Below are 14,152 nucleotides of genomic sequence, written 5' to 3' on the forward strand. Positions count from 1 at the left end.
TCCAGTAGAATTTCGCGTCGAGAGCATCTCGGAGCGAGTGGATGAGCCGCATAACAACGTCACAAAAAAAGTGGATTCTGGCTGCAACCGGGTTGATCGCCGCGCTCGGTTTCGGCGCGTCGATGCATCGGGCCGATGCCGCGCGCATCGCGAGCGTGTCGCCGCAGGGCAAGGTCGCGCAGGTGCGCCAGGTCGTCGCGAAGTTCGATGAACCGATGATCGCCTTCGGCAATGCAGCCGCCGCCGCACCGGGCAAGCTGGTATGCAGCGGCGCGGCCACGGCCGGCTCGGGCCGCTGGATCGACGCCCGCACCTGGGCCTTCGACTTCGAGAACGACCTGCCGCCGGGCGTGCGCTGCACGCTCGATCTCGCCGACACCCTCAAGTCCGTCGCGGGCAATGCGCTGTCCGGCCCGCGCCACTTCGCCTTCCAGACCGGTGGTCCGTTCGTCACGCGGGTCTTGCCGGGATATGGCGACATCGAAGAGAACCAGGCTTTCGTGCTGCGCCTGAACGGCCCGGCCACGCCGGCTTCGGTACGCGAACACGTGTGGTGCGAATCCAGTGCGCTCGGCAACCGCATTCCAGTGCGCCTGCTCGACGATGCCACCCGCACCGCCCTGCTCAAGCATTTCCGGCTGGAGAAGGAAGCCGGCAACGTGCTGACGCTCGCCTGCCAGCAAACCCTGCCCTCGGCAGCCAAGATGCAACTGGTCTACGGCGCGGGCGTGACCGGTCCGAGCGGCATGGCCAACGACGTCGAGAAGCGCTTCGACTTCACCGTGCGCGAGCCCTTCACCGCGAGCTTTTCGTGCGAGCGCGAAAACGCGCAGGCGCCCTGCACGCCGCTGCGGCCGCTGCGTCTGAACTTCAGCGCGCCGATATCGCGTGCGGACGCGCAGAAGTTCGTGCTGCGCGGGCCGAAGGAAACGGCTGCGCCTCATTTCGACGACACCGACAAGGACGCGGAAGTGAGCGCCGTCGAGTTCGCGGCGCCTTTGCCCGAGCACGCCGATCTCACCATCGACGTCCCCGCGAATCTCAAGGACGTCAGCGGCCGCGCGCTTGCCAACGCCGACCTGTTCCCGCTCAAGACCGCGACCGCGCCGATGCCGCCGCTCGCCAAGTTTTCGTCGGGCGCGTTCGGCATCATCGAGCGCTTTGCCGAGCCCGGCATGCCCGCGATGCTGCCCGTCACGCTGCGGCATGTCGAAGCAGATCTGCATGTGCAGGGCCTGAATTCCGGCACCGCGCAGATCACGAAGCTCAAGCTCGACGCCGACCGCGACATCCGCCAATGGATGCGCGCCGTCGATCAGTTCGACGGCATCTCCATGCCGCGTTCGATGATCGAGGAACGCATGCCGGAGATGCTTCGCAACGGCATCCGTCCGGTCGTGATTCCGAACAGCGACGGCACGGTGTCGAAGGATCCGCAGATCGACGTGCGTTCGCTGTCGATGCTTGCCGGCCGCGCGGGCGTCGAGAGCTTGACGCTGCCCGCCGCCGATCCCAAGGCGCTGCGGCCCTTCGAGGTAGTCGGCATTCCGCTCACCAAACCGGGCTTCTATGTCGTCGAACTGCATTCGCCGGCATTGGGCGCGTCGCTGCTCGGCAAGCCGCAGCCGATGTACGTGCGCACCTCGGTGCTCGTCACCAATCTCGGCGTGCACTTCAAGCAGGGCCGCGAGAACAGCCTGGTGTGGGTGACGTCGCTGGATCACGGCAAGCCCGTCGCCAATGCCGATGTGCGCGTGACCGACTGCAACGGCGATGAAATCGCCACCGCGAAGACGGACGCGCAAGGCATCGCGAGGATCGGCAAGACGCTGGCCGCCGCGCGTGAATGCAACGAGAACAGTCTCGCGTGGAGCGGCTTTTTCGTCTCGGCGCGCGTGAACGACCCGGTCACGGGACCGGACATGGCGTTCGTGCTGTCCGACTGGAATCGCGGCATCGAGTCATGGCGCTTCAACGTGCCGACCGACATGAGCACCACGCGCAGCGTGCGCGCGCATACCGTGTTCGACCGCACGCTGCTGCGCGCCGGCGAGACGGTGTCGATGAAGCATCTGCTGCGCGTCGAGACGCTCAACGGCTTTGCGTTTGCGCCCGACAATCCGGGCCGCGTGACGATCCGGCACACCGGCAGCGGCCAGACCTGGCACATGCCGCTCACATGGGCGGCGGACCACAGCGCCGATTCCACCTTCACCGTGCCGGTCGCGGCCAAGCTCGGCGAATACACGGTGACGCTGGACAACGGCGCCATCGCCGCGCCCGGAGAAAAGAACGGAGACGACAACGACGCCGACGACAGCGGCGTCACGCAGTCGTATGAATCGGGCAGTTTCCGGGTGGAGGAATTCCGCCTGCCGGTCTTCAAAGGCTCGATCACCGCCGGCGACGGCGCGTCGCCCGGACTGGTCGCCGCGCAGGACGCACCGGTCGCGGTGCGGATGGAATACGTGCAGGGCGGACCGGCATCGAATCTGCCGGTGCAGGTGTCGGCGCTGGTGCGCGACGTCGCGCCGCCGTTCGCCGCGCAGTACGACGCGTACAGCTTCGCGCCGTGGCGCAAGCCGTCCGGCGACGGCGCGAGCGCCCCCGCCGAGGACGAAGACAGCGAGCAGCAAGCCGACGCCACAACGAAGCTCATCGCCGACAAGCTGCGCGTGACGCTCGATCGCGACGGCGCCGGCAAGCTCACCATCAAGCCGCTGCCCGCGGTGGAAGCGCCGAAACGCCTCGCGCTCGAAGCGAGCTTCGCCGATCCGAACGGCGAGATCCAGACCATCAGCGGCGGCACGACGCTGTGGCCCGCCGCCGTGGCGGTCGGCGTGAAGGCGGGCCATTGGGTGTCGGTCGGCGGCAAGCTGCCGGTGCAGGCGCTGGCGCTCGATCTGCAAGGCAAGCCGCGCGCGGGCGTCGCCGTGGAAATCAAGGCCGTGGCGCGCATCATGTCGAGTTCGCGCAAGCGCATGGTCGGCGGCTTCTATGCGTATGACAACCACACCGAAATCAAGGACCTCGGCGCGCTGTGCAACGGCAAGAGCGACGATCACGGCATCGTCTCGTGCGACGTCGCCATCAAGGAGCCCGGCAATGTCGATCTGATCGCCATCGCGAAAGACAGCGACGGCCGCGCGGCCAATGCCAGCACCTCCGTGTGGGTCACGCGCGCGGACGAACTGTGGTTCGGCGGCGAGAACACGGACCGCATCGACGTCCTGCCCGAGAAAACCAGCTACGAGCCCGGCGAGACGGCGCGCTTCCAGGTGCGCATGCCGTTCCGCTCGGCCACGGCGCTCGTCGCGGTGGAACGCGAGGGCATCGTCGAGACACGGGTGGTCGAACTCAATGGGCGTGATCCGACCGTCGAACTGAAGGTCGAGGAATCGTGGGGGCCGAACGTGTACGTGTCGGTGCTCGCGATTCGCGGACGCATCCGCGACGTGCCGTGGTACTCGTTCTTCACGTGGGGCTGGAAAGCGCCGCTCGACTGGGCCCGCGCGTTCTGGTACGAAGGCCGCCAGTATCAGGCGCCGACGCCGCTCGTCGATCTGTCGAAGCCCGCGTTCCGCTACGGACTCGCGTCGATCCAGGTCGGCACGGCGTCGCACCGGCTCGCGGTCAGCGTGACGCCCGACGCGAAGTCCTACACGGTGCGCCGCAAGGCGCACGTGCAGGTCAAGGTGGCGCTGCCCGACGGCAAGCCCGCGCCCGCGGGCACGCAGATCGCGGTCGCGGCCGTGGACGAAGCGCTGCTGGAACTGATGCCGAATCACAGCTGGGACGTGCTCGACGCGATGCTCCAGCAACGCGCATACGGCGTCGAAACGGCGACGGCGCAGATGGAAATCATCGGGCGGCGTCACTTCGGACGAAAGGCGGTGCCGGCGGGCGGCGGCGGCGGTCATGCCGCCACGCGCGAGCTGTTCGACACGCTGCTGCTGTGGAACCCGCGCGTCACGCTCGATGCGCAAGGCGAAGCCACGGTCGACGTGCCGCTCAACGATGCGCTGACGCGCTTTCGCATCGTCGCGGTCGCGGCGGTGGGCGCGGGGCGCTTCGGCACCGGCAGCGCGTCGATCCAGAGCACGCAGGATCTGCGGCTCATCTCGGGATTGCCGCCGCTGATTCGCGTCGGCGATGCGTTCCGCGCGCAGTTCACGCTGCGCAACACCACGCCGCGCGCGATGCGGGTTGTCGTCACGCCGCACGCCGGAGCGCTGGCGCTCGACGCGCGCACCGTGGAACTCGCCGCGAACGCGTCGCAGGACGTGGCGTGGGACGTCACGATGCCCGACGTGCCGGGCGTCGCGCCATCCGCGAGTCTCGCGTGGGAGGTCAGCGCGGCGGAACAGGCCGGCCCCAAGGCAAGCGACGCCGTGAAGATCACGCAGCGTGTCGTCCCGGCCGTTCCTGTCACCGTGCAGCAGGCGACCCTCGCGCAAGTGGATGGCTCGCTCACGCTGCCGGTCGCGCCGCCCGCCGATGCCATCCTCTCGGGCGACGGCGCGGTACGCGGCGGCATCGCGGTGTCCTTGCAGCCGAAGCTCGCCGACGGCCTGCCGGGCGTGCGCCGCTGGTTCGAGCGCTATCCGTACAACTGCCTGGAGCAGCAGACCTCGCGCGCGCTCGGTCTGATGGACGCGGCGCAGTGGCAGGCGGTGCTCGCGAAGATGCCGACCTATCTGGACCGCGACGGCCTCGCGAACTACTTCCCGCCCGCCGATGACGAGCGTCCCACCGGCAGTCCCGCGCTCACCGCGTACCTGCTGGCCGTATCGGACGAAGCGGCGCGGCTGGACAGCCGCTTCGCCCTGCCCGCCGACCTGCGCGGACAGATGGCCGCGGGCCTGGCGAATTTCGTCGAAGGCAGGATCACGCGCACGTTCTGGGCGCCGCGCAACGATCTCGACTACGAGAAACTCGCGGCCATCGAAGCGCTTTCGCGCTACGGACTGGCGCAGCCGCGCATGCTCGGCTCCATCACGGTCGCGCCGGATCAATGGCCAACCTCCGCCGTGCTCGACTACTACGCGATCCTGTCGCGCGTCGACGGCATCCCCGAGCGCGACGCGAAACGCGCTCAAGCCGAGCAGATCATCCGCGCACGGCTCACGTATCAGGGCACGCGCGTCGGCTTTTCGACCGAGCGCGACGACGATCTCTGGTGGCTCATGACCGGCACCGAAACCAATGCCGCGCGTACGGCGCTGCTCTTCGCCGACGCGCCGGGCTGGAAGGAGGAGATGCCGCGCATCGTCGCGGGGCTGCTCGCGCTGCAGAAGAACGGCGCGTGGCAGACCACCACGTCGAACCTGTGGGGCACGCTGGCCGTGAGCCGGTTCTCGCAGTTGTTCGAGAGCACGCCCGTCAACGGACACACGTCGATCAAGCTGGGCACGGCCGCGCAGGACATCGGGTGGAACGGCCCTGTCAAGCCCGAGAAGGCGCGCAGCGTGCTGCTGCCGTGGACCACCAGCTCGCTCGCGCTGACGCAGGACGGGACCGGCAAACCCTGGGCAACCGTCGAAAGCCTGGCGGCGGTCGCGCTGAAAGCGCCGTTCGCAGCGGGCTACCGCATCTCGAAGACGCTGACGCCCGTTGATCCCGCAGTGAAAGGCAAGCTCTCGCGCGGGGACATTGTGCGTGTGCATCTCGACATCGACGCGCAAAGCGACATGACCTGGGTCGTCGTCAACGATCCGGTGCCCGCCGGCGCGACGATCCTCGGCTCCGGGCTCGGCCGCGATTCGGCTGCCGCGACCTCGGGCGAGAAAACGGCGGGCGGCGCGTGGCCGACGTTCGTCGAGCGCGGCTTCGAGGGCTATCGCGTGTATTACGACTATCTGCCTAAGGGGAAGATCCAGGTTGAATACACGATGCGGCTGAACAATCCCGGCACCTTCGGCGTGCCGCCGACGCGCGTCGAAGCGCTCTACGCGCCCTCGGCGTTCGGCGCGCTGCCGAATGCGCCGATGGTGGTCGAGCCGCTCGCCGCGAAGTAGACGCATGAGACGCGCCGCGCTCCTTGCCCTCTTCACGCTGCTGAGCGCAGCGGCGCATGCGGCGCCGCGCTTCGACGAAGTGCGCGCGGCATGGCGCAGTTCCGACTGGGTCCTGCTGGCCCGCGACGGCACGCCGCTGCAGCGCACGCGCATCGACTCGCGCGCGCGGCGCGGCGACTGGGTCGCGCTCGCGGATGTGTCGCCGGCCCTGCGCGAGGCGATCGTGGTATCGGAGGACAAGCGCTTCTACGAACACACTGGCGTCGACTGGCGCGGCGCGGCGGCAGCGGCGTGGGGCAATCTCTGGAACACGCGCACGCGCGGCGCATCGACGGTGACGATGCAGCTCACCGGCCTCATCGACGACAACGGCAAGCCGGCCGGACGGCGCTCCATCGGCGAGAAGGCCGAGCAGACCATCGGCGCGCTGTGGCTCGAACGCAGCTGGCGCAAGGACCAGATTCTCGAGGCCTATCTCAACCTCGTGCCGTTTCGTGGCGAGATCGTCGGCCTGGCGGCGCTGTCGCAGACGCTGTTCGGCAAGGCGCCCTCGGGGCTCGACGAGCGCGAGTCCGCCCTCACCGCCGCGCTGATCCGCGCGCCCAATGCGTCCTACGTGAAGGTCGCGGCGCGCACTTGCGTGATCCTGCGCGACATGCAGGCGCTGCACGGCGCAGGCAAAACCGCTTCCGCCGATCCGTGCATCAATCTCCCGGCCTACGTGCAGCTGGCGCTGAGCCGCACGGCCTCCGCGCCCGCATTCGCACAGGGCGACGATGCCCTCGCGCCGCATCTCGCGCGGCGCATCGCGAGCGAAACGCATCCGGCGGCAGGGGCGCGCGTGCGCTCGACGCTCGATGCGCGCCTGCAGCGCTTTACCCGCGCCACGCTTCAGCGCACGCTCGCCGAGCTGAATGCGCGCGCGCGTCCGCGCAACGTGCATGACGCGGCGGCGGTCGTGATCGACAACCAGTCGGGCGACGTGCTGGCGTGGGTCGGATCGGCGGGCGCGCTGTCGAACGCACCCGAAGTCGATGCGGCGCTGGCCGCGCGTCAGGCCGGCTCCACGCTGAAGCCGTTTCTCTATGCGCAGGCGATCGACGAGAAGCGGGTCACCGCCGCGACGCTGCTCGACGATGCCCCGCTCGATCTCGCCACCGGCGGCGGCCTGTATATCCCGCAGAACTACGATCACGACTTCAAGGGATGGGTGAGCGTGCGCACGGCGCTCGGTTCGTCGCTGAACGTGCCGGCGGTGCGCACGCTCGTGATGGTGACGCCGCACCGGTTCGCGAAGACGCTGGTCGCACTCGGCCTGCCGCTCACGCAGGCCGGCGACTACTACGGCTTCAGTCTCGCGCTCGGCAGCGCGGACGTGACGCTGGCTTCGCTCGTCAACGCGTATCGCACGCTGGCGAACGGCGGCGTCGCGCGGCCTTTCTTCGATGTCGCCGACCACGCGCCCGCGCCTGCCGGCACGCGCGTGTTCAGCGCGGATGCGAGCTACATCGTCACCGACATCCTCGCCGACAACAACGCGCGCACCCGCACCTTCGGCTTCGACAGCGTGCTCGCGACACGAAGCTTCAGCGCGGTGAAGACCGGCACGAGCAAGGACATGCGCGACAACTGGACGGTGGGCTTCACATCGCGCTACACCGTGGGCGTGTGGGTCGGCAATGCCGACGGCCAGCCGATGTGGGACGTGTCGGGCGTGACCGGCGCGGCGCCGATCTGGAACGGGATCGTCAATTATCTGAACCGGCGTTCCGCGAGCCGTGCGCCACAGGCTCCGGCGGGCGTGGTGCGGACTACGGTCAGCTATCAGGACGATGTCGAACCGACGCGTGGCGAATGGTTCGTGCGCGGCACGCAGATGAGCAGCATCGCGCTCTCGGCTAGTGCGCTGCAAAGCGGGCAAGGCACGGGTAGCGGCGTGGATGCGCAGGCCGCACGCATCGGCGCGCCGACCAACGGCACCATTTTTGCGCTCGATCCGGACATTCCGCCCGCGCGCCAGCGCGTCTGGTTCGAACGGAGCGCGAGCAGCGCACGGCTCGCATGGCGTCTCGACGGCAAGCCGTATGGCCAGGGCGCGCGCGCGGCCTGGCTGCCGTGGCCCGGTCGGCACGTGCTGGAACTCGTGGATGGGCATGGAGAGCCGGTCGACACGGTCGCCTTCGAAGTGCGCGGCGCGTTCGCGCGGGCGCAGGAACCGCTGCGTCATCCATCCGGCAGCGCGCCGCGTTAAGGCACATGCGGGAACGTGCGGCAGGACGTGGGCCGTGCGAGCCGTCATCGTTCGGGACGGATTTGCCCTATTCTTAACGGCATCGTCTTCTCCGGCCCGGACCTATCGATTCGTCATCTGTTTCTCTCAAGCCTGGAGTGCCGTCATGCTGAAAAAGCTGCTGATGTTGTGCTTTGCGTTCATGCTGTCGATCGGAGCGGCCTTCGCCGCAGTCGACGTCAATACCGCCGATCAGGCCGCGCTGGAATCGGTGAAAGGACTCGGGCCGGTGAAGTCGAAGGCGATCGTCGATGAACGCACCAAGAACGGTCCCTTCAAGGACGCCGACGATCTCGCGACGCGCGTCAAGGGGCTCGGCACCAAGTCGGTGGCCAATCTCGAGCAGAATGGCCTGACGATCGGCGGATCCTCGCTTCCGCCGTCCGGCAAGACTGCCAGGCCGACCACGACCCAGGGCGGCAGCGCCGCGCCGAACTCGACGGTGAAGTCCTCGACGGCGGCCACCGCCGCAACGTCGCCCGCCGCGACCACCGCGCAGACGCCGGCCGCCGCACCGGCATCGGGCACGAAGGCATCGAAGAAGTCGAAGAAGGACAGCGCAGCGGCGGCAGCGGCGGCATCGGGTCCGGCCATGGCGGCCAGCGAAGCGAAACCCGCCAAAGCGAAACGCAGCAAGAAGGACAAGGCCGCCAGCGCCGCGGCTGCCAGTCAGTAAGAGTAAGGTCGTGCCGGGAACCTTGGCGAAGGCAGTCTGCCTCTGTCCATGTAGCCTGGGTGATCGTCGTCGCGCGGCCCGGAAGGACAGGGGCCGCCGCCCGCGCCGCCGCGGACCCGTTTCTTTAGGGACGCGGCGGCACGGTCGAATCCCTCCCTCAACCCCTTCAGTGAGACCGTCATGAGCCTGTTCGATATCCTCGCCTCCTCCCTCGGCAATTCAGCGCAACCGAACGGTCAACCCGGCCAACCTGGCCAACCCGGCCAGACGGGACAAGCCGCGCTGATCGCGGCGGCCCTCGAATTCGTCAACAGCCAGCCGGGCGGCATCATGGGGCTGATTCAGCGCTTCCACGAGCACGGTGCGGGCGATATCGTCCAGTCGTGGATCGGCACCGGCGAAAATCAGCCGATCAGCCCCGACACGCTCAACAACGTGCTGGGCCACGACAATGTCGGCGCGCTGGCGCAGAAGGCCGGCGTGTCCGGCGATCAGCTCTCGGGCATGCTGGCGGCCGTGCTGCCGCATGTCGTCGATCGCGCGACGCCGAACGGCGAAGTGCCTCCCGAAGGCAAGCTGGACCTGACCGGCGTGCTCGGCTCGCTCGGCGGGCTGGCAGGCCTGTTCGGCAAGAGCGAAGAACCGAAGCAAGGCTGAAGCGGGCCTGCTTCGCGCCGTCCGCGCATGGCTTCAGCGCGCGGACAGCCTGCGCGTCATGTCCGCGATGATCGTATGGCGGATCACGCGCAGACAGGTCAATTCTCCGCCGAGCGTCGCGGCCAGCGCTGGCCGTTCGGCCAGCAGCCCCGCGTTTTCCTGCTCGACGCGCGCGTACAGCCCAGCGGCGGCGCTGGTTATGGCGTTCGTCAGCGCGTCCAGCAAGCGCTGGGCGGTCTTGCCCGCGATGCCCAACACCTCGCCCGCCCGCAACAGCAGCGCGCGATCGAAATCCTCGTAGTGACGCGCGCCGAGTATGTCCCAGGCAAACGTGGCGCGCTTCGGCCAGTCGGTCTTCTGATAGGACGGCGTGGCATACGCCGCGACGCTCAGCAAATCGTAGAACGGCGCAAGCTGGATGCCCTCGCTCGACACGAGGAAGCTCAGGTTCTTCAAATGCGCGTCCGAATTGCCGACCAGCACGTTGAACACCAGCCATGAAAACAAGCGGGTCCGCGCCGCCGCCTGGTTGCGGCAACGCGCGGCGAGCGTCGCGAGCTGCTCGACGCTGCCCTGCTCGTACTTGAAGGTGCGCGCGAGATCGAGCAACTGGCACGCGTCGATGCTATGCAGCCGGCGCCACGCGCCCGCGCGTGACTCGCGGTCGAAGCGGTCGATCAGATACACGGGCGACGGCACATAGCGCCGGTGGACCTTCGGTACGCCGAGCCGAAGCATGTCGGCGAGCGTCATCACGAACCATTCGTTGATGACCGAATGGGGATAATCATCGGCATCCTGATGATTCGGCTTCAGGATGTGCGTCGACGGCGTGCTTCCGGCGGGTTCATGCAGCGCGCCGTCGCGCAGCATGACGGCCAGCTTGTGCTGCGCACCCGCGAGCGACATGCGCTTGATGGCGCCATGCGTAAGCGGCACGCGCGGCAAGGCGTCGATGCGGGCCTGAAGGGCTGCGTCGGGCAGCGGGCGCGCCGTTGCCTCGCTCGTCTCGCGCGCGCCCGGAGGCATGAGCGTGACCGACCCCGCCGATTCCGCGCCATAGTGCGCAAGCAGTGCGAACGCGTCGGCTTCGTTGCGGATCGAGGCGTCGCGTGCCAGCAGCGTACGCTGACCTTCCTCCGGCAGCAGATTGTCAAAGTACCACTGCACCGCGCGGCGCGTGCTGCCGTCGCGCAGCGTCTTGGCCTGCAACGGCAGCGCCGGACTCAACGGATAACTCCCCACATGGTCGCGCCATGAAGGCAGATAGGTGAACGACCAGATGTCGTCGTCGGCATTGAGCAGGCCGACTTCCATGTCATTGATGCTCGCGATCAGGCTGCGGCGGGTTTCGGACGGCGCGTTATCCGGCGCTTCGGCTTCAGGACTCATCGTTGTCCTCGCGCGCGCGCCGCCGTTGTTCACGTCCATGGCGTTTGATCGCTTCGCCGGCAAACAGCGCGCCGGCTTCGTCGGGGATATCGACCGTCAGGCGCACGCCCAGGCCTTCCAGCACCTGGAACAGCTTGCCCCATTGCACGCTTTCGGCGCCGCTCTCGATCTTGCCGAGAAAGCTCTCGCTCACGCCGATGCTGCCGGCAGCGTCATCCTGACGCAGCCGCTGGGCCTTGCGGGCCGACCGCACCGCCACGCCGATGTCATGTGGATTTCGGATCTCGATCTTCATAAAAATCCTTTCGATCGACGAGATTATACTGGCAAACGCCTGGTCTTCTCGAAAATCCAGTCGATCGACGAGATTTCATGATTTTTGCATTCCCTATGACGAAAATCCTTTCGATCACATGGATTTAAGCCGAAATAAAAAAGGCAACGAACTGCTTCGTTGCCTTTTTTCTTCGTTTCGCAGGGACCGTCCCGCAAGACGGTCCCGCCTGTCGTCAGTGAATCACGCGGTCGAACACGAACTTGCCCTCGCGCACATCCACCGGAATGACGTCCTTTGGACCGAAACGTCCGGCGAGGATAAGCTTGGCGACCGGATTCTCGATCTCCTGCTGGATGGCGCGCTTCAACGGCCGTGCGCCGAACAGCGGGTCGTAGCCCACCTTGCCGATCTGCTCGAGCGCCACATCGGACACTTCCAGCTGCATGTCCAGCTTCGCAAGACGCTCCTGCAAGCGCTGCAACTGAATCTTCGCAATCGATTCGATGTTGCTGCGATCGAGCGCATGGAACACGACGACGTCGTCGATCCGGTTCAGGAACTCCGGCCGGAAGTGCAGCTTCACTTCTTCCCAGACGGCGTCCTTCACCTTCTCCTGCGGCTCGCCGACCATGCCCTGGATGACTTGTGAACCGAGGTTCGAGGTCATCACGATCACCGTGTTCTTGAAGTCGACGGTGCGGCCCTGGCCGTCGGTCATGCGGCCATCGTCGAGCACCTGGAGCAGCACGTTGAAGACGTCCGGGTGCGCCTTCTCGATTTCATCGAGCAGGATCACGCTGTACGGCTTGCGACGCACGGCTTCGGTCAGGTAACCGCCTTCCTCGTAACCGACGTATCCCGGCGGCGCGCCGATCAGCCGCGCGACGCTGTGCTTCTCCATGAACTCGCTCATGTCGATGCGGATCAGATGGTCTTCCGAATCGAACAGGAACGACGCGAGCGCCTTGCACAGTTCAGTCTTGCCGACGCCCGTCGGCCCGAGGAACAGGAACGACCCATACGGCCGGTTCGGATCCGAGAGCCCCGCGCGCGAGCGGCGAATGGCGTCCGCCACCGCGCCGATGGCCTCGTCCTGGCCGATCACGCGTTCATGCAGCTTGGACTCGATCTGCAAGAGCTTCTCGCGTTCGCCCTGCATCATGCGCGCCACCGGAATGCCGGTGGAACGCGACACGACTTCCGCGATTTCCTCCGCGCCGACCTGCGTGCGCAGCAGGCGCGGCCGGGTCGGATTGTTCTGCTCCTGCGACTCGGCTTGCGTCACCTGCTTGAGCCGCGCCTCGAGTTCCGGCAGCTTGCCGTATTGCAGCTCGGCGACCTTCTCCAGCTTGCCTTCGCGCTGCAGACGGGTGATGTCGGCGCGCACCTTCTCGATCTCTTCCTTCAGTTGCGCGCTGCCCTGCACCGCGGCCTTTTCCGCCGTCCAGATTTCCTCGAGGTCCGAATACTCGCGGTTGAGCCGCTCGATTTCTTCCTCGATCAGTTGCAGGCGCTTCTGTGACGCTTCGTCCTTCTCCTTCTTCACCGCTTCACGTTCGATCTTCAACTGGATGAGACGACGGTCCAGCTTGTCCATCTCTTCGGGCTTCGAATCGATTTCCATCTTGATGCGGGACGCGGCCTCGTCGATCAGGTCGATGGCCTTGTCCGGCAGGAAGCGGTCAGTGATATAGCGATGCGACAGCTCCGCCGCCGCGACGATGGCCGGGTCGGTGATTTCCACGCCGTGATGCAGTTCGTACTTCTCCTGCAGCCCGCGCAGGATGGCGATGGTCGCCTCCACCGACGGTTCGTCGACGAGCACCTTCTGGAAACGACGCTCCAGCGCCGCGTCCTTCTCGATGTACTTGCGGTATTCGTCGAGCGTCGTGGCGCCGATGCAATGCAGTTCGCCGCGCGACAAGGCCGGCTTCAGCATGTTGCCCGCATCCATGGCGCCTTCGGCCTTGCCGGCGCCGACCATGGTGTGGATTTCATCGATGAAGACGATGGTCTGGCCTTCGTCTTTCGCGATGTCGTTGAGCACGGACTTGAGGCGTTCCTCGAACTCGCCGCGATACTTCGCGCCGGCGAGCAGCGCCGCCATGTCGAGCGACAGCACGCGCTTGCCCTTGAGCGTCTCCGGCACTTCGCCATTGACGATGCGCTGCGCCAGCCCTTCCACGATGGCCGTCTTGCCGACGCCCGGCTCGCCGATCAGCACCGGGTTGTTCTTGGTGCGGCGCTGGAGGATCTGGATGGAGCGGCGGATTTCGTCGTCGCGGCCGATGACCGGATCCAGCTTGCCCGCACGGGCGCGTTCCGTCAGGTCGACGGTGTATTTCTTGAGCGCCTCGCGCTGGCTTTCGGCGTCCTGGCTGTCGACCTGCGCGCCGCCGCGCACCGCGTTGATCGCCGCTTCGAGCGCCCGGCGCGTGAGGCCGTGCTGTTTCGCGAGGCGGCCCGCTTCGCCACGGTCGTCCGCGACGGCGATCAGGAACATCTCGCTCGCGATATACGTGTCGTTGAGCTTCTGCGCTTCCTTGTCGGCGGTGTTGAGCAGGCCGGCCAGGTCGCGGCTCACTTGCACGTTGCCGTCGGTGCCCTGCACCTGCGGAAGGCGCGTAATGGCGTCATTGAGGGCGGTCTGCAGCGCTTGCACCTGCACGCCCGCGTGCGACAGCAACGAACGCGCGGAACCGTCCTGCTGCGCGAGCAATGCCGACAGCAGATGAACCGGCTCGATGTACTGGTTGTCGTGGCCGACCGCCAGGCTTTGCGCGTCCGAGAGCGCTTCCTGGAATTTGGTGGTGAGTTTGTCGATTCTCATTGGATTGAAGCTC

7 protein-coding genes are annotated in these 14,152 nt (G+C 67.0%); 4 read left to right on the forward strand and 3 right to left on the reverse strand.

From position 1 onward, the window contains the following. Positions 1 to 41: 41 nt before the first annotated feature. The 4 genes from QCE69_RS08040 to QCE69_RS08055 all read left to right on the forward strand — a co-directional run bounded on the left by QCE69_RS08040 (position 42) and on the right by QCE69_RS08055 (position 9,640). Complete coding sequence (locus QCE69_RS08040) at positions 42 to 6,017, forward strand: MG2 domain-containing protein (RefSeq protein WP_309930247.1); 5,976 nt, start codon at positions 42 to 44, stop codon at positions 6,015 to 6,017. After that, a complete protein-coding gene (gene pbpC, locus QCE69_RS08045) occupies positions 5,980 to 8,268 on the forward strand; it encodes a penicillin-binding protein 1C (RefSeq protein WP_409021173.1) in 2,289 nt (762 codons plus the stop codon). The genes QCE69_RS08040 and pbpC overlap by 38 nt, the downstream gene beginning before the upstream one ends. Positions 8,269 to 8,413: 145 nt before the next feature. After that, positions 8,414 to 8,983, forward strand: a complete 570-nt coding sequence (locus QCE69_RS08050) for a helix-hairpin-helix domain-containing protein (protein ID WP_309916632.1) — start codon at positions 8,414 to 8,416, stop codon at positions 8,981 to 8,983. Between the two features lie 180 nt (positions 8,984 to 9,163). Next, entirely contained in the window at positions 9,164 to 9,640 is a 477-nt protein-coding gene (locus QCE69_RS08055; RefSeq protein ID WP_309916635.1) for a YidB family protein, read from the forward strand. A gap of 33 nt (positions 9,641 to 9,673) precedes the next feature. Here the strand turns inward: QCE69_RS08055 and QCE69_RS08060 are convergent, their stop codons facing one another. The 3 genes from QCE69_RS08060 to clpB all read right to left on the reverse strand — a co-directional run bounded on the left by QCE69_RS08060 (position 9,674) and on the right by clpB (position 14,139). Then, positions 9,674 to 11,032: a HipA domain-containing protein gene (locus tag QCE69_RS08060; protein WP_309930249.1), complete on the reverse strand. Its 1,359-nt coding sequence runs from the start codon at positions 11,030 to 11,032 to the stop codon at positions 9,674 to 9,676. After that, positions 11,022 to 11,327, reverse strand: a complete 306-nt coding sequence (locus tag QCE69_RS08065) for a helix-turn-helix domain-containing protein (RefSeq protein ID WP_309916641.1) — start codon at positions 11,325 to 11,327, stop codon at positions 11,022 to 11,024. Before QCE69_RS08065 ends, QCE69_RS08060 begins: the two co-directional genes overlap by 11 nt. A 214-nt stretch (positions 11,328 to 11,541) precedes the next feature. Then, entirely contained in the window at positions 11,542 to 14,139 is a 2,598-nt protein-coding gene (gene clpB / locus QCE69_RS08070) for an ATP-dependent chaperone ClpB (protein ID WP_309916643.1), read from the reverse strand. Positions 14,140 to 14,152 lie beyond the last annotated feature (13 nt).

Origin of the sequence: Caballeronia sp. LZ032 (genome assembly GCF_031451315.1) — a bacterium.
Classification (GTDB): domain Bacteria; phylum Pseudomonadota; class Gammaproteobacteria; order Burkholderiales; family Burkholderiaceae; genus Caballeronia.